This window comes from Streptomyces gilvus (assembly GCF_022513565.1).
Lineage (GTDB): Bacteria > Actinomycetota > Actinomycetes > Streptomycetales > Streptomycetaceae > Streptomyces > Streptomyces gilvus.
The window spans coordinates 54,244-73,376 of record NZ_JAKWBE010000029.1; the positions used below are offsets into that span (position 1 = coordinate 54,244).

Annotated in this window: 18 protein-coding genes; 10 read left to right on the plus strand and 8 right to left on the minus strand. The window is 71.3% G+C overall.

The window, feature by feature from the left end; genetic code table 11:
• Nucleotides 1–24 precede the first annotated feature (24 nt).
• Together MKW14_RS32690 and MKW14_RS32695 are read left to right on the plus strand one after the other, a co-directional pair.
• A complete protein-coding gene (locus MKW14_RS32690; RefSeq protein ID WP_240868897.1) occupies nucleotides 25–255 on the plus strand; it encodes a ribbon-helix-helix domain-containing protein in 231 nt (76 codons plus the stop codon).
• On the plus strand, nucleotides 242–589 hold the full coding sequence (locus MKW14_RS32695; RefSeq protein WP_240868901.1) for a type II toxin-antitoxin system PemK/MazF family toxin: 348 nt from the start codon (nucleotides 242–244) through the stop codon (nucleotides 587–589). The genes MKW14_RS32690 and MKW14_RS32695 overlap by 14 nt, the downstream gene beginning before the upstream one ends.
• 62 nt (nucleotides 590–651) lie before the next feature.
• On the opposite strand, the gene MKW14_RS32700 is transcribed toward MKW14_RS32695, so the two are convergent.
• Nucleotides 652–1,671, minus strand: a complete 1,020-nt coding sequence (locus tag MKW14_RS32700; RefSeq protein ID WP_240868903.1) for an aspartate-semialdehyde dehydrogenase — start codon at nucleotides 1,669–1,671, stop codon at nucleotides 652–654.
• A gap of 209 nt (nucleotides 1,672–1,880) precedes the next feature.
• Here MKW14_RS32700 and MKW14_RS32705 point away from each other — a divergent pair, with 209 nt between their 5' ends.
• Nucleotides 1,881–2,402, plus strand: coding sequence for a sigma-70 family RNA polymerase sigma factor (locus MKW14_RS32705; RefSeq protein ID WP_208780390.1), 522 nt, complete (start codon nucleotides 1,881–1,883; stop codon nucleotides 2,400–2,402).
• 1 nt (nucleotide 2,403) lies between these two features.
• The gene (locus MKW14_RS32710) at nucleotides 2,404–3,150 is read left to right on the plus strand and encodes a hypothetical protein (protein WP_240869019.1); all 747 of its coding nucleotides are present in this window, start codon (nucleotides 2,404–2,406) and stop codon (nucleotides 3,148–3,150) included.
• Nucleotides 3,151–3,200: 50 nt separating this feature from the next.
• Here the strand turns inward: MKW14_RS32710 and MKW14_RS32715 are convergent, their stop codons facing one another.
• Nucleotides 3,201–6,467 (minus strand): S8 family serine peptidase, encoded by a 3,267-nt coding sequence (locus MKW14_RS32715; RefSeq protein ID WP_374116624.1) that lies wholly within the window; start codon nucleotides 6,465–6,467, stop codon nucleotides 3,201–3,203.
• 162 nt (nucleotides 6,468–6,629) lie between these two features.
• Between MKW14_RS32715 and MKW14_RS32720 the strand changes: the two genes are divergently transcribed.
• From MKW14_RS32720 to MKW14_RS32730, 4 genes are all read left to right on the plus strand, one after another.
• On the plus strand, nucleotides 6,630–7,094 hold the full coding sequence (locus tag MKW14_RS32720; protein WP_240868910.1) for an NUDIX hydrolase: 465 nt from the start codon (nucleotides 6,630–6,632) through the stop codon (nucleotides 7,092–7,094).
• Nucleotides 7,095–7,293: 199 nt separating this feature from the next.
• Nucleotides 7,294–9,054: a TIGR03767 family metallophosphoesterase gene (locus MKW14_RS32725; protein WP_240868913.1), complete on the plus strand. Its 1,761-nt coding sequence runs from the start codon at nucleotides 7,294–7,296 to the stop codon at nucleotides 9,052–9,054.
• A gap of 127 nt (nucleotides 9,055–9,181) precedes the next feature.
• The gene (locus MKW14_RS41055) at nucleotides 9,182–9,313 is read left to right on the plus strand and encodes a hypothetical protein (RefSeq protein ID WP_276622480.1); all 132 of its coding nucleotides are present in this window, start codon (nucleotides 9,182–9,184) and stop codon (nucleotides 9,311–9,313) included.
• A 141-nt stretch (nucleotides 9,314–9,454) separates the two neighbouring features.
• Nucleotides 9,455–10,642 carry a glycosyltransferase gene (locus MKW14_RS32730; RefSeq protein ID WP_240868916.1) on the plus strand — a complete coding sequence of 396 codons (1,188 nt, stop codon included), beginning with the start codon at nucleotides 9,455–9,457 and terminating at the stop codon, nucleotides 10,640–10,642.
• An 80-nt stretch (nucleotides 10,643–10,722) separates the two neighbouring features.
• On the opposite strand, the gene MKW14_RS32735 is transcribed toward MKW14_RS32730, so the two are convergent.
• Both MKW14_RS32735 and pepN read right to left on the minus strand, forming a co-directional pair.
• Nucleotides 10,723–11,760, minus strand: a complete 1,038-nt coding sequence (locus MKW14_RS32735) for a hypothetical protein (protein WP_240868921.1) — start codon at nucleotides 11,758–11,760, stop codon at nucleotides 10,723–10,725.
• 188 nt (nucleotides 11,761–11,948) lie between these two features.
• The gene (pepN, locus tag MKW14_RS32740; RefSeq protein WP_240868924.1) at nucleotides 11,949–14,519 is read right to left on the minus strand and encodes an aminopeptidase N; all 2,571 of its coding nucleotides are present in this window, start codon (nucleotides 14,517–14,519) and stop codon (nucleotides 11,949–11,951) included.
• Nucleotides 14,520–14,675: 156 nt separating this feature from the next.
• Here pepN and MKW14_RS32745 point away from each other — a divergent pair, with 156 nt between their 5' ends.
• Entirely contained in the window at nucleotides 14,676–15,338 is a 663-nt protein-coding gene (locus MKW14_RS32745; protein ID WP_240868928.1) for a mycothiol-dependent nitroreductase Rv2466c family protein, read from the plus strand.
• Between the two features lie 3 nt (nucleotides 15,339–15,341).
• Here MKW14_RS32745 and MKW14_RS32750 read toward each other — a convergent pair whose 3' ends face one another.
• Both MKW14_RS32750 and MKW14_RS32755 read right to left on the minus strand, forming a co-directional pair.
• On the minus strand, nucleotides 15,342–15,536 hold the full coding sequence (locus MKW14_RS32750; RefSeq protein ID WP_240868932.1) for a hypothetical protein: 195 nt from the start codon (nucleotides 15,534–15,536) through the stop codon (nucleotides 15,342–15,344).
• Nucleotides 15,537–15,659: 123 nt separating this feature from the next.
• Complete coding sequence (locus tag MKW14_RS32755; RefSeq protein WP_240868935.1) at nucleotides 15,660–15,884, minus strand: hypothetical protein; 225 nt, start codon at nucleotides 15,882–15,884, stop codon at nucleotides 15,660–15,662.
• 181 nt (nucleotides 15,885–16,065) lie between these two features.
• On the opposite strand from MKW14_RS32755, the gene MKW14_RS32760 reads away from it, so the two are divergent.
• A complete protein-coding gene (locus MKW14_RS32760; RefSeq protein WP_240868937.1) occupies nucleotides 16,066–16,842 on the plus strand; it encodes an SAM-dependent methyltransferase in 777 nt (258 codons plus the stop codon).
• A gap of 29 nt (nucleotides 16,843–16,871) precedes the next feature.
• On the opposite strand, the gene MKW14_RS32765 is transcribed toward MKW14_RS32760, so the two are convergent.
• Together MKW14_RS32765 and MKW14_RS32770 are read right to left on the minus strand one after the other, a co-directional pair.
• Complete coding sequence (locus MKW14_RS32765) at nucleotides 16,872–17,768, minus strand: TauD/TfdA dioxygenase family protein (protein ID WP_240868940.1); 897 nt, start codon at nucleotides 17,766–17,768, stop codon at nucleotides 16,872–16,874.
• 14 nt (nucleotides 17,769–17,782) lie between these two features.
• Nucleotides 17,783–19,117: an LLM class flavin-dependent oxidoreductase gene (locus tag MKW14_RS32770; protein ID WP_240868943.1), complete on the minus strand. Its 1,335-nt coding sequence runs from the start codon at nucleotides 19,115–19,117 to the stop codon at nucleotides 17,783–17,785.
• Nucleotides 19,118–19,133 lie beyond the last annotated feature (16 nt).

A 19,133-nucleotide genomic window follows, 5' to 3' on the forward strand; every position in this document is an offset into this window, starting at 1 on the left:
CCTACCCGTGGTAGCTTCAGAAGTATGAAGATCAGTGTGAGTCTGCCTCAGGAGGATGTCGAGTTCGTCGACGCGTACGCCACGCGTACGGAGGCCGATTCCCGGTCCGCGGTGATACACGCCGCCATCGAACTCCTGCGCCAGGCGCAACTGGAGCAGGAGTACGCCGAGGCTTTCGCCGAGTGGGACGGGAGCGAGGACGCGGAGTTCTGGGACCAGTTCTCGGGGGACGGGCTGACCGATGAAGCGCGGTGACATCTATCTCGTCGGCTACGAGCCGGCGCGGGGCAGCGAGGCCAACAAGGCACGACCGGCCGTCATCGTCTCGAACGATGGTGCGAACGCGGCCGTGGAGCGGACCGGACGAGGGGTGATCACCCTGGTGCCGTTGACGACGAACACCTCGCGCGTCTACCCGTTCCAGGTGCTGCTGCCCGCGCAGGAGTGCGGTCTCCCGAAGGACTCGAAGGTCCAGTGTGAGCAGGTACGCGCGCTGGCTCTGGAGCGGCTGCTGAAGCCGGTCGGCGCGGTACCGCGGCAACGTATGGCCGAGATCGACATGGCCCTGCGGCGCCATCTGGCGCTCTGACCACGAAAGGGGGCGCCCACCGCAACCGGTGGGCGCCCCCTTCGTCGTACCGTGCCGTCCGCCTACTGGCCGCCCAGCTCCGCCGCCACCAGCTCCGCGATCTGGACCGCGTTCAGCGCGGCGCCCTTGCGGAGGTTGTCGTTGGAGATGAACAGGGCGAGGCCGTTGTCGACGGTCTCGTCACGGCGGATGCGGCCGACGTAGGAGGGGTCCTGGCCGGCGGCCTGGAGGGGCGTCGGGATGTCCGACAGCTCGACCCCGGGGGCCTCGGCGAGCAGCTCCGTCGCGCGCTCGGGGGGGATCGGGCGGGCGAAGCGGGCGTTGACCTGCAGGGAGTGGCCGGAGAAGACCGGGACGCGGACGCAGGTGCCGGAGACCTTGAGGTCCGGGATCTCCAGGATCTTGCGGGACTCGTTGCGGAGCTTCTGCTCCTCGTCGGTCTCGTTCAGCCCGTCGTCGACGAGGTTGCCGGCGAAGGGGAGCACGTTGAAGGCGATGGGGCGCTTGTAGACCCCGGGTTCGGGGAAGTCGACCGCCGCGCCGTCGTGCGTCAGCTTGTCCGCGTCGGCGATCACCTTCTGCGCCTGGCCGTGCAGCTCGGCCACGCCCGCGAGACCGGAACCGGACACCGCCTGGTAGGTGGCGACGACCAGCGCCTGAAGGCCCGCCTCGGCGTGCAGCACCTTCAGGACCGGCATCGCGGCCATCGTGGTGCAGTTCGGGTTGGCGATGATGCCCTTGGGGCGGTGCGCGACCGCGTGCGGGTTCACCTCGGAGACGACCAGCGGAACCTCGGGGTCCTTGCGCCAGGCGGAGGAGTTGTCGATCACGACCGGGCCCTGCGAGGCGACCTTCTCGGCCAGCGCCTTCGAGGTCGCGCCGCCCGCGGAGAACAGCACGATGTCCAGGCCGGTGTAGTCGGCGCTCGCCGCGTCCTCCACCGTCACGCCGTCCAGCTCGGTCCCGGCGGAACGGGCCGAGGCGAACAGGCGCAGCTCGGTGACCGGGAAGTCGCGCTCCTTGAGGATCCTGCGCATGACCGTGCCGACCTGACCGGTGGCTCCGACGATTCCGACCCTCACGGCGACTCCCTTACCTGTGATGCTTGCGTGTCTGCGGCTTTTCCATCATGCGGCCGACCCGGGTCCGCCTGTCCAATTCTTTGCGCACCATGCCCGAGGAGTGGGACGCCCGGCGGTGTGAGGTACGCCTCCCACGGTTCTCCGGAGATCCGGTCGAACGTTTCCGTGCGCCGCGGCGTCGTAGAGGAAACGCGGTGAGGGGGTGGCTTGTGCTGCGCAGAAAGGCCCGCCGTGCGCCGGAGGACGAGGATCCTCTGGACGCGGCTCAGGAACGCCGGGTGCGGGCGGTGCTCGCGCTGGGCGGGGTGCCGCAGGCGGACCTGCCGGACGGGGTGCAGCAGGTCCGCCTGCGGCTGCTGGAGCGCGCGGCGAAGGGGTACGAGGCCCCGCGCGACGTCTCCGCCTGGGCGGCCGTCGTCGCCTCCAACCTGGCCATGGACTGGCATCGCGCCAAGCGCCGCCAGGACCGCATCGGTGAGCGGCTGGCCTCCCTGCGCCAGCTGGAGCACCCCTCGGGCGAGGACACCAGCGTCCTCTCCCTGGCGGTGGCCCAGGGTCTGGACGAGCTCCCGGACTCCCAGCGCCAGGTCCTCGTCCTGCGCTTCTACGCCGACCTGCCGGTCCGTTCGATCGCCCAGGAGCTCGGCGTCCCGGAGGGCACGGTCAAGAGCAGGCTGCACACGGCGGTCCGGGCCCTGCGGGCCCGTCTGCACGAGGACGAGGTGGTGTGAGATGACCGCCGACGACCGGCACCACGACGGCGGCGACGCGCTGATGGCCGCGATCACCGGCGAGCGGCTCCCCGAGGACGCCGACGCCGCCCTCCTCGCCGAGCACCGCCGCGCCGAGGCCGATGTGACGCTGCTGCGGGAACAGCTCGGGATCATCGGGAACGCGCTGGCCGGGGAACAGCCACGGCCCCGCCCGGCGGCCGCACCGCCACGGCCGGCGCGGAACCGGCGTGCGGTGCGCAGGTTCGCCTTCGCGGGCCTCGCGGTGGCCGCCGTCGCGGGCGTGCTGTCGGGAATGATCTGGCTGCTGGGACAGGCGTCCGGGGGCGGGGTGAACTCCCTGTCGGGCGGCAGAGCCGACTCCGGCGCGAAGTCGGCGGACTCCGCGGCCCGCTCCCCGTTCGCCAGCCCCGAGTACCTCGCCTGCGCGCGGCTCGTCGCCGAGGGCACGGTCACCGCGGCCGGGCCGGCCCCCGCGGCCGCCGGCCAGGAGCGGATCACCCTGCGGGTGACCCGTGCCTACAAACCGGCGACGACCCGGCCGGAGAACACCGGGAAGGAGATCACCTTCGTGGTCGCCGAGAGCGTGACCGGCCGGGCCCTGCACCGGGGCGACCACATCCTGGTCGCCTTCCCGCGCCGCTCGGCCACCCCGGACCAGGTGCTGGTCGGGGAGGCGTCCATCGCCCCCGAACGGGCCGGGCTCCAACAGGCGCTGGCCCAGTCGGCCGGCCTGACCTGTGAATGAGCAAGGGCGGGCGCCCGCACGGACGCCCGCCCTCATCGCCGTACCACCGGCTACGGCGTGACCTTCTCGATCTTCACGCTGCCGGTGCCCGCGACCGTGCCCCGGGCGTTCACCAGCTGCACCTGGCCGAAGAACTCCCGGCCCTCCGGAGCGGCCGCCGCCGCGGTGACGCTCGCGGAGACGGTCGCCGAGGCGCCCGTGCCGAGCTTCACCGGCGCCGCCTGGTCGACGGTGACGGTGCCCAGGGACGCGGAGAAGAAGACGTCCCGGTAGTCGTACGCCGTCGAGCCGGACGGCACCGAGTAGCCCGCGACCTCGACGGTGTACGTGCCGGCGGCGGGCGAGGCGACGGAGACCGCCTCCTCCGAGTCGCCGTCGGCGGACTGGCCGACGACCGTGCCGGCCGCGTTCTTCACCGTCAGGTCGAGGTCGGCGGCCGCGTCGGAGACGTTGCCGATCGCCACGTCCAGGGACGTGGCGCCCTCGGGCACCACGACCGTCGTGGTCTGCGTCTCGCCCTGCTTGATCGTCGGGCGGGCCGTCTTCGAGGAGCCGAGCGGGCCGCCCACCAGGTGGCCGTCGATCGCGGCGAGCCTGTTGGTCACCTTCCAGGAGGTGGCCGCCGGGGTGCCCACCTTCGCCTCGGGCACGGTCACCGTCTCCGGGTCGAAGGCGGCGCCGTAGACGGCGGCGTCCAGCTTGTAGGGGTTGTCGAGCAGCGGCGAGGTGCGGCGCGCCTCGACCTCGATCTCCCAGACGCCGGGCTGCGGGTCGGCGTAGGAGCGCACGTCGGGCTTGCAGCCGTTGCCGTCGAGGTAGTTGTTGTAGCAGTTCGGCGTGGAGGTGTTGTCGACCGGGACGCCGTAGGGGTGGATCGCGATGAACCGCGTCTGGCTCGCGCCCTTCAGCCCGCCGATCGCCACCTCCAGCGACGTGGCGCCCTCGGGCACGGTCACGAAGTACGAGCGCGTGCTGTTGCGCTGCACGGAGTCGGCCGCGGAGTAGGTGTACTTCACCGGCGTCGAGACCACGACCGTGGTGAGGATCTGCTTGTCGACGCCCTCGGTCCGCGGGTCGTCCACGGTGAGGATCGCGCTCTTCAGACCCGCCGAGCGGGGGTTGGCCTGCACCTTCACCGTCACCGGCTGGTTCAGCGGCAGGCTGACCTCGCGCTTGCCGAGGATCCGGAAGGTGTCACCGGCGTTGTTCTCGACACGCAGCCGGTGCCACAGCGCCTTGGCCGAGCCGGAGGTGCGGGTGACGGTGATGTCGTACGTCTTCTTCTGCCCGGCCTGCAGACCGCCCTCGCGGTCGTAGAGCCCGGTGCCGTAGCCGGGGGTCTTCAGCAGCTGGTCGATCGCGGTGTCGACCGGCGCCTTGACGGTGTAGTCGTGGGCGGTGGCGCCGTCACGGACGGCGTCCCAGGCGTCGACGACGTCGATCAGGCCCGCGCCCTCCTCGTAGGCCTGCACGCCCTTGATGTGCTTGGCCGTCGAGGTCAGGGCGGTGCGCAGGTCGGCGGGGCTCAGCGCGAGGTGCTTCTGCTTGGCGGCGCTCAGCAGCAGCGCGGTGGCGCCGGTGGCCTGCGGGGAGGCCATCGAGGTGCCCTGCAGCATGGAGTAGCCGGCCGGCAGCGCGTAGCCCGCCTCGGCGACCGGGGCGCCCGGCAGCCAGGTCTGGGTGGTGTTGATGGCGGCGCCCGGCGCGGACAGGGTCGGCGTGAAGCCGCCGTCCTCGCGCGGACCGCGGGAGGAGAAGGGCATCATCGCGTAGCCGGTCTTCACGACCGAGCCGTAGTTGGCCGCCCAGGTCTCCTTGGAGATGGTGGCGCCGACGGAGATCACCTTGTCGGCCAGGCCCGGGTCGCCGATGGTGTTGGCGCCGGGACCTGAGTTGCCGGCGGAGATCACCAGCTGCACGCCGTAGGTGTCGATGAGCCGCGTGTACAGCTCCGCACGGGCGTTGTTGCCGTCGTTGAGGGCCGGGAGGCCGCCGATCGACATGTTGACGATGTCGACACCCCGGTTGACGACCAGGTCGATCATGCCCTCGGTGAGCGCGACGTTGGTGCAGCCGCCGGTCCAGGTGCAGGCCCGGGAGGAGACGATCTTCGCGCCGGGGGCGGCGCCGTTCATCCGGCCGCCGAACAGCCCGTTGGCGGCGGTGATGCCGGCCACGTGGGTGCCGTGCTCGGACTCGATGACACCGATGTTGACGAAGTCGGCCTTCGCGCCGGAGGAGTTGTAGACGACGTCCTTGCGGATCTCGACCACGAACGGCTGCCGCTCCACCACGTCGGTCTTCGGGTCGTCGGTCCCGAAGTATCCGACCTGGAAGCCGTCCTTGTACGGCTTCATGGGGGTGTCGTCGCCGAAGTCGAAGTTGTTGTTCAGGTCGACGCGGACCGTTCCGGCGGCCGCGTCGTACAGGACGCCCCAGCGGTCGGTGGTGTCGCCGTCCCGGTTGGCGTCGCCCTTGGCGTCGCCGCCGGCGGTCGCGGCCTCGCTGAAGGTGCTGATCTGGTACGACCCGGCGGGCGCCGTCCAGGTGCGGCCGCCGTAGGTGAAGACCGGCCCGGACACCGAGGTGAGCATCGGCCGCCAGGTGGCGTCGCCGTCGACGACCGGGTCGGTCGCCGTCACCCAGTCGACGATCTTCCGCTCGCCGGTGGTGGTCTTCTGCAGCGCCGGGTGACCGAGGTCGACACCGGAGTCCAGGATGCCGATGGTGACCCCGCGGCCGTCCGCCTTCGGGTGCTGCTTCACGAAGTCGACGGCGCCCGTCTCGAAGGACGGGTTGTAGGGGTTGCGCGCCGGCGTGTTCTTGTCCGGCGCCGGGTAACTCGCCTTGCCACTGCCGGACTTGGCGCCGCTCGTGACGCTCGGGTCGTCCAGGGGTATCTCCGCGCGCAGGTCGATGCCGTGCACGGAGGACAGCTTCGCGGCGGCCGCGATGGCCGAGTCCGCCTTCGCGGTGGGGACGGTGGCGCGGACGTAGCCGAGCTTGTCGTAGGTGCGGCCCACGATGCCGCCCTTGACCGCGTCCAGCTCCCGGGAGACCTGCTCGGTCTGTCCCGGCGCGGTGGCGATCATCATCGTGACGTTCTTGTCGCCGTCGGCCTTGGCCTCGGCGAGCCGGTCCGCGTCGTCGGAACCGAGCTTGTCGTGCGCGGACTTGACGGCGGTGTCCGTGGGCGCGGTGCCGGCGGGGCCGTCGGCGGAGAAGGCCAGGGGTATCGGCCCGGCCGCGGAGAGCGCGGCGACGAGACCGGCGGCGACCGCTATTCGGGCCGCGGGTCTGAGGGGAAGCAGGGTCATCGGCATCCCTTACAGGTGAGGAAGTCCAGTGCCGGACGAGCGCACAGCTTTACCCAACGGGAGGTTGTTTGGGAAGTGTTGACCCGAGCGATAGAGATGTATGGGGAAAACCCCCGATGCGGGACGCGCCGCAGACGGCCCCGTCCCCGCTAATTTCTCCCTGTGCGACGGAAACTGAGGGTGGCGGCCTACGCCATATGCGTCCGCGAGGGCCAACTCCTGCTGGCCCGCTGGACCGACGGCCGGGGCCGGCCCGAATGGACCCTGCCGGGCGGCGGCATGGAACACGGCGAGGACCCCTACGACACCGTGCTGCGGGAGGTGGAGGAGGAGACGGGATACCACGTCGAGGTGACCGGCCTGCTCGGCGTCGACTCCTTCCGCCGCACGACCCGCAGCCGCCTGCGCCGCCCGGTCGACCGCCAGGGCCTCCGGCTCGTCTACGAGGCCCGGGTCACCGGCGGCCGACTCCGCCCCGAGATCGGCGGTTCGACCGACCTGGCGGCCTGGCACCCGCTGGAGACGGTCCCCGCACTGAACCGGGTCGGGCTCGTCGACACGGGCCTGGCGCTGTGGCGCGAGCGGCCCGTGACGGGTCGGTTACCCCAGAAGATGAACACTGCGTGACCGCCTTCCGGCCGGTCGAAGAGCGGGTGAGAACACACAGGGTTTGCCAAGATCCACGTACGGTGATCGGCGCTGCGCGTTGCCGTCTCGTTCACGCGCAGGTCATCCCCGGTGCCAAGCATCCAAGGCGAGCGGGTTGTTCGCGGCAGCGAAAACCCGCGACCACTGCCGACGCGTTCGCACTCGGGGAGACCGCGCCATGCCGCGCATACGCTCTGTCGCAAGCGACAAGCCCGCGATCAACCGCCGTACCGTCCTCGCCGCCACCGGCGCGGCAGCCGTCTCCGCAGGCGTCGGCTACGCCCTGCGGCCCACCGACAGCCAGGCCGCGGCCGCCGTCGCGGATGCGCACGAGGCCATCGTGGCCCACTCCCGTCAGGCCGCCACCGCGCCTCTCGCGCCGTACACCAAGGGCACCACCCTCGCCTCCGTCGCCACCCCGCGCGCCGGCTCCGGCTACCGCCGGCTCGCCGACGGCCCCGGCTGGAGCCGCGTCGTGCGCAGCGAGCTCGCCGCCCCCAAGTCGGGGCGCGCGGGCCGCCGTACCGCCCTCGCGGCGTTCGTGCAGCTGACCGACCTGCACCTGATCGACGCCCAGCACCCGCTGCGCCTGGAGTACGTGCGCTCCGCCGACCAGCACGCCTGGCGCCCCCACGAGGCGCTGACCGTGCAGGGCGCGGTCTCCCTGGTCGAGCGGGTCAACGCGCTGCGCGGCGCCCCCGTCACGGGCTCCCCGCTGCACTTCGCCATGACCACCGGCGACAACACGGACAACAACGCGAAGACCGAGCTGGAGTGGTTCCTGACCGTCATGAGCGGCGGCCGGGTCACCCCCAACTCCGGTGACCCGCGCCACTACGAGGGCGTCCAGAACAGCGGCCTGCAACTGTTCTGGCAGCCCGACTCCACCACCCGCGACCACGACAAGCGGCTGGGCTTCCCGCACCTCGGCGGCTTCCTGCCCGCCGCGATCCGGGAGATCCGCAGCCCCGGCCTCAACCTGCCCTGGTACTCCACGGTCGGCAACCACGACGCCCTGATGCTCGGCTGCTACGGCCACGCCGACTCCTGGCTCGGCGAATTCACCGTAGGCGGCAGGAAGTTGATGAGCCTGCCCGCCACCGAGGCCAAGAAGCTGCAGAACCTCATCAGGAGCGGCGGCGACCCGAGCGGCACCGCCCTGCGCGACCTGCTCAAGGCGCACAGCCGCGACATGCGCTCCGTCACGCCGGACGAGCGCCGCGCCCCCTTCACCCCGGCCGAGTACCTCAAGGCCCACCTCGACCCGGCGCACCGCGGTGCCGGCCCGGTCGGCCACGGGTACTCCACCGCCAACCTCGACGCCGGCACCCAGTACTACACGTTCCGCATCTCCGACGACGTCATCGGCATCAGCATCGACACCACCGACCCGAGCGGCCACTACGACGGCTCCATCGGCACCACCCAACTACGCTGGCTGGAGCGGCAGTTGAAGGACAACAAGGACTCCTGGGCCATCGTCTTCAGCCACCACACCAGCAAGTCGATGACCAACACCGACCACCCCGACCCGGCGCACCCGGGCGAGAAGCGGCACGACGGCGCCGAGGTCGTCTCCCTGCTGAGCCGCCACGCGAACGTCCTGGCCTGGGTGAACGGACACATCCACCGCAACGAGATCACCCCGCACAAGGCGTCGGGCGGCCGCTCCTTCTGGGAGATCTCCACCGCGTCCCACGTGGACTACCCGCAGCTGGCCCGGGTCATCGAGATCGCCGACAACAAGGACGGCACGATCTCCCTCTTCACCACCCTCATCGAGTCGGCGGCCCCGCACCGCACCGACTTCACCGACCTCACCCAGACCGGCCTCGCCGCCCTCTACCGCGAGATCTCCTACAACGCCCCCGGCGCCAGCAAGAAAATGGGCGGCACATCAGGCGACCGCAACACGGAGCTGGTCCTGAAGAAGGGGTGAGTGCAAGCGCCCCGTGAGGGGCGCGGGGCTGTGTTCGATCCGGCGAGATCGGCGACGGCCAACGACCGCGCGGTGGCCGCGGCGACGACGGCCCCGGTGTCGACCCCGACTGGCAGCCGCAGGATATGTGTTCGAGAACTGGCAGGTCAGGGCGGGTGTGCTGTCGGCGACGCCGGACGCGCCGGTCGTGGCCGACGAGCCGCCCCGGCGGTGGCGGAAGCGCGTCGGCGCCTTTCCGACCGGCTGGGCCGTCCGGTAATCCAGGCGACTCGGACACGAGATGCCCAGTTCATCCGTACGAAACGTCCGTGCCGCCTCATATCGGCTAACCCGCTGTTCACGGGGATGGCTCGATCTGTACGAGGCGGGTGGTCGTGTGCGCGCGAGGCACGGACTGCGTGTGCTGTCTGTTTACGAGGGTTTCTTCTCCGGCGGGGCCCGGATCGTCCACAGTGACGTCGTGCTCGGGCTGGTCGAGGGCGGTCAGCAGGATCACCGGGTGCTGAGCATCCACGGTGAGGTGCACCGCGAGGCCACCCGGCAGCGGATGGAGGACGACGCCTGCTACCGGTCGCTGACCGCGGCGGGGGTGGGCGTCACGTCCCTGGGGCGCAGCTTCCCCGCAAGCCGGGATCAGGCCGGTTTCACCGGGCCGGAACTGGCCGACACCGCACGGGCGACCGCCGAGGCGGACGTCATCCTGTCCCTGAAGGAACAGCCCCTGCGGCTGCTCAACCAGGCGGGCCTGCCGCGCCGCCCGGTCGTGGTCTGTCTGCACCGCTCCGACCCGGAGAACCAGGGCGCCGCCCTGGACGAGCTGAAGGCGGCCATCGCCGACGGCACGGTGGTGGCCTGTGTGTGCTGCGCGGAGTCCACCCGGGCCGCCTACCAGGCCGCCGGGGTGCCGGGCGAGCTGCTGCACGTCATCCCCAACGGCGTGGACCTGCTCCGCTTCCACCCCGACCCGGCCGCCCGGCTCGCGGTGCGCGCCGCCCTGGACGTCCCGGCCGACGCCCCGGTGGTGGTCTTCGCCGCCCGCTACGACGCGATGAAGAACGTCCCCCTGTTCCTGGCCGCCGCCCGCGCCTGGCTCGCCCAGCAGCCGCGCGGCCACGTCCTGATGTGCGGCGCGGGCATGACCCGGGCCAACCCGGGCCTGGTCGCGGACATCGCGGCCGCCTTCTCCACCGACCCCCTCCTCACGGACCGGCTGCACCCCCTCGGCGTCCGGCACGACATGGAGCACCTCTACGCGGCCGCCGACGTGGTCGCCCTCACCTCCTCCTGGGGCGAGGCGGCCCCGCTGTGCCTGGTCGAGGGCATGATGTGCGGGGCCGTGCCGGTGGCCACCGACGTCGGCGACAGCGCGGCGATCGTCTCGGGGCACGGCTTCGTCACCCCGTCCGACCCGGACGCCATCGCCCGCGCCTGGACGGAGGCGGCGACCGCCCGCCCCGACCTCGCCCCGGCCCTCGCCGCGAGCCGCGAACGCTTCAGCCGTACGAGGATGATCGCGGCCTACGCGGCCCTGATCGGCGGCGTCCACACCCGGGCGACCCTGCCGCCCGCCCTGCCCGAGCCGCTCTGATCGCGCACGCGATGAGGAGGGGTCGCCGGACCCGTCCGGCGACCCCTCCTCTCCCCTCCTGACACCGTCCCGGTCCGTCACTACCGGGGCAGTACCACGACGTAGGCCGCCGGGTCGCGGTCGCCGGAGGCCATCAGGGCCGTGCGGACCACGGCCGCCTGCTGTTCGAGGGAGTCCCGGAGCTTCTTCGGGGTGATGTGGACGACCGTGATGCCCAGGCGTTCCAGGGTCTCTCGCTTGCGGGCGTACTCGGACCACAGCGCGTCGTCGTCCTGGCGGGGCGCGCGGGTGTCGAGTTCGACGGCGACGGCCTGCTCCGGCCAGTAGGCGTCGAGGCCGCCGAGGTACGGGCCGCCCGGCAGGCGCAGGTCCACGTTCCAGACCGGGTCGGGCAGACCGTGCTCATGGACCATGCGGTACAGGCGGTCCTCCGCGATCGCCCGGCCCTCGGCCAGCAGCGAGTCCACCGCGTCCACGACGTGCGGCCGGCTCAGCAGCTTCGCGTTGTTCAACTCCCGGACCACCGAAGCCGCTTCGCAGTGCCCGCCGCGCACCGCCTCGGTCAGCAGCCGCCGTACGGCGCCGGCGTCCGGAAGCTCCGAGACCGCGTCGGCCAGGGCGCGCGGGACCGGCGCGATCGGAACTCCCGTCACCTGCCGCGGGGTCGGCAGGGACGGTGTGCGGACGATACGGGCGCAGCCGGTCGAGCGCACCCGGCGCAGCCGGGGGACCAGGACGTCGATCCTCTCGATCGACAGCAGCGGGGGCGCGGAGGTGAAGCCGTGCAGCGTGAGGGCCGCGAGCCCGGTGATCATCGCCTCCGCGTACACCGGGCGGTGCGGGGACTCGACGCCCGGCTGGGCCGGCACCCCGGGGGCGGACTCGCGCGCCGCGTACGTCAGCACCGCGTGCAGCCGCTCCTCGCTGGTGGGCGGGCCCGGGTGGAGCAGGAGGACACCCGGGAGGATCTGCTGCCAGGGGCCGCCGGGGCGGCACTGCTCGGTCAGCTCCGCGGAGGAGACACCGTGCGCCTTCAGCTGCGCGGCCGTCAGGACACGGCGGTGGACCTCGGAGAGGTGATGGAGCGGGCGGGGGGACAGCGGGGTGTTGTGGTTCATGCCTCGGGGTTTCCCGCGCCCCGACCGCCCCCTAACCGCTGTTACACGCTCGTCGACAAATACGGACAAGGTGGCATTAAAGGACGGGTGTTCGGGTGCCGATAGGGCACCGAAAACCCCTGGTCCAAACGGGTTGGCCCAGGGGTTACGGGTGTGATGGAACGGATTCCGTAACGGTGACCGGGGGGTTAGTCGTTGGCCAAAGCCTGGGCCCGCAGCGCCCGTGCCAGATCGTCCCGGGCCTCCAGCACCAGCCGGCGCAGCGCGGGCGCCGCCCCCTCGTGCGCCGCCAGCCACGCGTCGGTCGCCTCCAGGGTCCCCGGCGAGTCCTGCAGCGAGGGGAACAGCCCCCGCACCACGTCCATGCCGATCTGGATGGACCTCTCCGCCCACACCCTCTCGATCACCGCGAAGTACCGCTCCGCATACGGCGCGAGCAGTTCCCGCTGCGAGGCCTGGGTGAAGCCCGCGATGGTCGCCTCCACCAGCGCGTTGGACAGCGCGTCCGACTCCACCACCTGCGCCCACGCCTGCGCCTTCACCGCCTGTGAGGGCCGCGCGGCCAGACAGCGCACCTGGTGGCGTTTGCCCGACGCGGTGTCGTCGCGGGCCAGTTCGGCGGCGAGCACGGACTCGTCGGCGGCCCCGTGCGCGGCGAGCGGCTCCAAAAACGCCCAGCGCAGCTCCTGGTCGACCTCCAGCCCGTCGACCTTCTCGGTGCCCTCCAGCAGCCCCCGCAGCAGGCGCAGGTCCTCCGGCGCCGAGGCGACCGTCGCGAAGAACCGTGCCCAGGCCAGCTGGTGCTCGCTGCCCGGCTCCGCCGACCGCAGCTCCCGCAGGGCGCCCTCCGCCAGGAGCCGCCCGCCGGTCTCCCGCCACCCCGGCGCCACATAGTGCACCAGCGAGGAGTTCGCCCAGGCGTGCAGCATCTGCAGGACGCCGATGTCGGACTCGCGGCCCGCGAAGCGCAGCACGATCTCCACGAACTCCCGGGCCGGCAGCAGCGCGTCCCGGGTCATGTTCCACAGCGCCGACCAGCACAGGGCCCGGGCCAGCGGGTCGGTCATGGCGCCCAGGTGCTCGCGCAGGGCGGCCAGCGAGGTCTCGTCGAAGCGGATCTTGCAGTACGTGAGGTCGTCGTCGTTGACCAGCACCAGCTCGGGCGCCTCGACGCCGGCCAGCTCGCCCACGACCGTCCGCGCGCCGTCGACGTCCACCTCGGCCCGCGCGTACCGCTCGAGAGAACCCTCGGAGGTGCCCCGGTACAGGCCCACCGCCACCCGGTGCGGCCGCAGCTCCGGGTGCGACTCGGCCGCCTCCTGCAGCACCGCCAGCTCGTCGACGCGCCCCTCCGCGTCCAGCAGCACCTGCGGGGTGAGGGAGTTGACGCCCGCCGTCTGCAGCCAGGACCGCGCCCAGCCGCCCATGTCCCGGCCGCTGGTCTCCTCCAGCACCGACAGCAGGTCGCCGAGGCGGGTGTTGCCGTACGCGTGTCGCTTGAAGTAGCGGCGGGCGCCCTCCAGGAACGCGTCCTGGCCGACGTACGCGACGAGCTGCTTGAGGACGGAGGCGCCCTTGGCGTAGGTGATGCCGTCGAAGTTGAGCTTGGCGTCCTGCAGGTCGCGGATGTCGGCGGTGATGGGGTGCGTGGAGGGCAGCTGGTCCGCGCGGTAGGCCCAGGCCTTGCGGCGGTTGGCGAAGGTGATCCAGCCGTCCTGGAAGCGGGTCGCGCCGACCAGCGCGAAGGCGCCCATGAAGTCCGCGAAGGACTCCTTCAGCCACAGGTCGTCCCACCACTCCATGGTGACCAGGTCGCCGAACCACATGTGCGCCATCTCGTGCAGGATCACGTTGGCCCGGCCCTCGTACGAGGCCTTGGTGACCTTGCCCCGGAAGATGAACTCCTCGCGGAAGGTCACCAGACCCGGGTTCTCCATCGCGCCCAGGTTGTACTCCGGCACGAACGCCTGGTCGTACTTGCCGAAGGGGTACGGGTAGTCGACGTGGTCGTGGAAGAAGTCCAGGCCCTGCTTGGTGACCAGGAAGACGTCGTCGGAGTCGAAGTAGGGCGCGAGCCCCTTGCGGCACAGCGCGCCGAGGGGGATCTCCAGCGTCGTACCGTCGGGGAAGGTGCGGGAGTAGGAGTCCGTGACGTAGTGGTACGGGCCCGCCACCACGCACGTGATGTACGTGGAGATCGCCTTCGTCTCCGCGAAGCGCCACACCCCGTCGGTCTGTTCGCCGACGCCGTTGCTCCACACCGTCCAGCCCTCCGGGGCCCGCACCTCGAAGCGGAACGGGGCCTTGAGGTCGGGCTGCTCGAAATTGGCGAAGACGCGGCGGGAGTCGGCCGGCTCGTACTGGGTGTAGAGGTAGACCTCGCCGTCCTCGGGGTCGACGAAGCGGTGCATGCCCTCGCCGGTGCGGGAGTAGGCGCACCGCGCGTCCACCACCAGCTCGTTCTCGGCGGCGAGGTCCTCCAGCAGGACCCGGGAGCCGTCGAAGACCTCACCCGGGTCGAGATCCCTGCCGTTGAGGGAGACGGAGGTCACACTCGGCGCGATCAGGTCGGCGAACGTGGACGCGCCGGGCTCGTTGCAGCGGAAGCGGATCGTGGTGACCGAGCGGAAGGTGCGCGGACCGTCCCCGGTCTCCTCGCCCACCGCCGAACGCAGGTCGAGCGACACCTCGTACCCGTCGACGGACAGCAGCGCGGCCCGCTCCCGGGCCTCGTCACGGGTCAGATTCTCACCGGGCACGGGCGGCACTCCCTCGGCAGCTGTTCGGTATGTGGACAGGGCTGATCCTGCCATGCGCCGCTGAGGGGAGGCAGCCGAGAAAGAGGGCGGCCACGGGAATGGGGACGGCGACGCCCGGTGTTAGTGGTTGAAACGAACACTTTTCCTAGGAGAGCCATGTCCGAGACCTCGACCGGCACCGCCAAGACCCCCGTCGACTTCTGGTTCGACCCGCTGTGCCCCTGGGCGTGGATGACCTCCCGCTGGGTGCTGGAAGTGGAGAAGGTCCGGGACATCGACGTCCGCTGGCACATCATGAGCCTCGCCGTGCTCAACGAGGACCGGATCGACGAGCTGCCCGAGGAGTACCGGGAGATGCTGGCGACCAAGGCGTGGAAGCCGGTGAGGGTGGTCACCGCGGCCTGGCAGAAGCACGGCGCGGACGTCGTCGGCCCGCTCTACACCGCGCTCGGCACCCGCTTCCACAACAACGGCGAGGGCCCGACCACCGAGGCCATAGCCGCCGCGCTGGAGGAGGTCGGGCTGCCCGCCGACCTGATCGAGTACGCCGACCAGAAGGACTTCGAGTTCGAGGCCGAGCTGCGCGCCTCCCACAAGGAGGGCATCGAGAAGGTCGGCCAGGAGGTCGGCACCCCCGTCATCGCCGTGCCCGGCGCGGACGGCGAGCAGATCGCCTTCTTCGGTCCCGTCGTCACCCCGGCCCCCAAGGGCGAGGAGGCCGCCAGGCTCTGGGACGGCACCCTCGCCGTCGCCTCGGTCCCGGGCTTCTACGAGATCAAGCGCACCCGCACCAAGGGCCCGGACTTCAGCAACCTGTAGCGACTACTCCGGTGGGGGGAAGGAGCCGCCGTCGTTGTGGTCGCCGCGCCGCTGATAACGCCGGCAGCCCGCACGGGCGCAGCGGTAGTACGCGCCCAGCCGCTTGTCCTTTCCTATCCGCGGTCGGACGAACTCCTGCTCCGCCTCCGTGAGTTCGCGGAACTCCTGGAGCGTGTTGCCGCAGTTCTTGCACCGCATGGACACCATGGTGGTCCCCCCTCGACCGTAGTCCGATGAACTGCCGCCCGGTTCTGCGGAGCGTAGGCGCCCGGGACACCGGGCGGCAGCCCGGAATCCGTCCCGCCGGGGCGGGTTCCGGCCTCACTCGGCGGGCTGCTCCTCGCGGAAGCGCTCGGGAAGCGTGCCGCCGTCGCCCTGCCGGAAATACGGCTGGTACCACAGGCAGCCCTTCGCGGTGCAGCGCCACAGGTCGTGGACGAAGTGGCGGGGGCCCTTCTCCTCGCGGACGGCTGCCTTCTCCGCGTCGTTGAGTTTGCGGAACTCCTGTCTGCTCCTGCAGGTGGGGCACATCCGGCTCGTCGTCATGAACCGCTCCTGGAGACCGAGGGGGAGTGGGTCCTGTTGCCGGAACTCATTCTGAGCTGAACACCCCGGACGGTGCTGGACGTTCTGACAGACCGTGTTCGCGCCGCGTCACCTCGACCAAGTTGGTCTGATCTCGCTGAACGGGCCCTGCGATCAGGATCGGACGTAGGAGGATGCCCGTATGACGGAGATCGACACCTCGGTGCCGCATTCGGCCCGGATCTGGAACTACTGGCTGGGCGGCAAGGACAACTACCCGGTGGACGAGCAGGCAGGCGACGCCTACACCGCCGTCTTCCCCGGCATCGTCACCATCGCCCGCAGCAGCCGCGCCTTCCTCGGGCGCACCATCCGTTACCTCGTGACCGAGGCGGGCGTACGGCAGTTCCTGGACGTCGGCACGGGGCTGCCGACCGTCGACAACACCCACGAGGTCGCCCAGCGCCACGCCCCGGACGCGAGGATCGTCTACGTCGACAACGACCCCCTGGTCCTCGCCCACGCCCGTGCCCTGCTCACCTCGACGCCGGAGGGTGTCACGGCGTACGAGGACCTGAGCCTGTACGACCCCGAGCGCATCCTGGAGGCGGCCGGGAGGACACTGGACCTCACCCGGCCGACCGCCCTGATCCTCAGCGGCATCCTCGGGCACGTCGGCGGCTACGACCAGGCCCGCGACCTGGTACGGAACCTGATGGCGGGCCTGCCCTCCGGCAGCTACCTCTCCCTGAACGAGGGCTCGCGCGGCACCGACCCGGACTACGAGCAGGCGCAGGACGCCTACAACGAGACCGGCGCGGTGCCGTACTTCCTGCGGCCGGTCGAGCAGATCGAGGGCTACTTCGAGGGCCTGGAGCTGGTGGAGCCGGGCGTCGTGTCCGTCCCGCTGTGGCGCCCGGACCCGGGCGCCGACACCGCCCCCATCGGCCAGCACGGCGGCGTGGGCCGCAAGCCGTAGCGCACGACGGGGGCGGCGCACGTCGGTGACTACGCGGCCACGGACGTGTAGTGCGAGGCGTCGCCCTCGATCGAGTAGCTCTCCTTGCCCTCGATGCCGACCGGGATGTCACCGGCGACGGTCACCCGGTGCAGCCGGCGCGGCAGACCGTCGTAGTTGTCGACGGCGTAGTGCTGGGTGATGCGGTTGTCGAACAGCACGAGCTGGTTCTCGGACCAGCGGTGGCGCAGGATGTTCTCCGGCCGGGTCACGTACGCCTGGAGCAGGTCCAGGATCTTGCGGGACTCGCCCGGGGAGAGACCGACGATCCGCTGGGCGAACCCGCCGATGAACAGGCCGCGTTCACCGGTCAGCGGGTGGACGCGGACCACCGGGTGGACCGTGCGGTACTTGATGGACGTGAACTGGGCGCGCTGCGCGGCCTGCCGCTCGTCCAGCTCCTCCTCCGGTACGGCGTAGTCGTAGTCGTTGGTGTGCTCGGCCCACAGCGTGTCCGCCAACTGACGCAGTGAGTCCGGGAGTTGGCGGTAGGCGGCGGCCGAGCTGGCGATCAGGGTCTCACCGCCGTACGGCGGGATCGTGAGCGAGCGCAGGGTGCTGGCCTGCGGCGGGTTGAGGACGAACGTGACGTCGGTGTGCCAGTGGTTGGCGGCCCGGCCGCGCTCGCTGTCGACCGGCAGGACGTTCGGGACGCCGTCGACGGAGGAGACCGTCGGGTGCGCGGTGGTCACGTCGCCGAAGTGACGGACGAAGGCCTGCTGGCCCTCGTCGTCGAGGTTCACGTCGTCGAAGACGAGCGCCTTGTGGACGTTCAGGGCCTCACGGATCGCCGTCGCCGTCTCCTCGTCGAGCGGCTTGGAGAGGTCGACGCCGGACACACGGGCGCCGATGCTCGCGGTGACCTTCTGGATCTCGATCTCGGACATGTGCGGTGTTCCTTTCAGACGAGGGCTGCTTCGAGGTACTGGTTGGCGGGGCGGGGGAGGCCGTAGCGCTCCCGCAGGGTCTGGCGGGGTCCGTACTCCGCGCGCAGCAGGCCGCGGGTGCGCAGGATCGGGACGACGTGGTCGACGAAGGCGTCGAGGCCGGAGGGCAGGACGGCCGGCATGATGTTGAAGCCGTCGGCGGCGCCCCGCGTGAACCAGCTCTCGATCTGGTCGGCGACCTGCTCGGGCGTGCCGGCGAAGGTGAGGTGTCCGCGTCCGCCGCCGAGCCGCCCGATCAGCTGCCGGACGGTGAGCCGCTCGCGCCGGGCGAGCCCCACGACGAGCGTGTAGCGGCTCTTGGCGCCCTCCACGGCGTCCTCGGACGGCAGGTCGGCGGGCAGCTGGGCGTCCAACGCCAGGGTTCCGTTGGGCAGTTGCAGCAGGCGCTCCAGGTTGGCCACGCCGTGCCGGTGCACGATGTGGTCCTCCAGCAGCTGCTCCTTCGCCCGCGCCTCGGCCTCCGTGGACCCGATGACCGGCACGATTCCGGGCAGCACCTTGATGTGCTCGGGGTCACGGCCGGCCGCTGCCGTACGGGACTTGAGGTCGGCGTAGAAGGCCTGCGCGTCCTCGATGGTCTGCTGGGCGGTGAACACCGCCTCCGCGTACCGGGCCGCGAACGACTTGCCGTCCTCGCTGGACCCGGCCTGCACCAGCAGCGGATAGCCCTGGGGCGAGCGGGGGACGTTGAGCGCTCCCTCGACACGGAAGTACGTCCCCTGGTGCCGGGGCGGATGGATCTTGCTGTCGTCGCCCCAGACGCCGGCCGCCTTGTCGGCGACGATCGCGTCGTCCTCCCAGCTGTCCCAGAGCTTCAGGGCCACGTCGAGGAACTCGGCGGCACGGGCGTACCGCTCGGCGTGCGCGGGCTCGTGCTCCAGACCGAAGTTCCGGGCGGCCTCCGCACCGGCGGTGGTGACGATGTTCCAGCCCGCCCGGCCGCCGCTGATGATGTCCAGCGAGGCGAACTTGCGGGCCAGGTTGTAGGGCGAGTTGTACGAGGTCGACGCGGTGGCGATGAGCCCGATGTGCTCGGTCGCCGTCGCCAGCGCGGTGAGCAGGGTGAGCGGTTCCAGGGCGCCGGCGGGACGCTGGGCGAGGTTGCTCCACAGCTGTGGACCGTCGGCGAGGAAGAGCGAGTCGAAGGTGCCGCGCTCGGCGGTCCGGGCGAGCCGTACGTAGTGGCCGAGTTCGACGTGCGCGAGCGGATCGCTCTCGGGCAGCCGCCACGAGGCCTCGTGGTGACCGGTGTTCATGAGGAAGGCGTTGAGGTGGAGCCGGCGGGTCATGCGTGGTCCTCCGGGA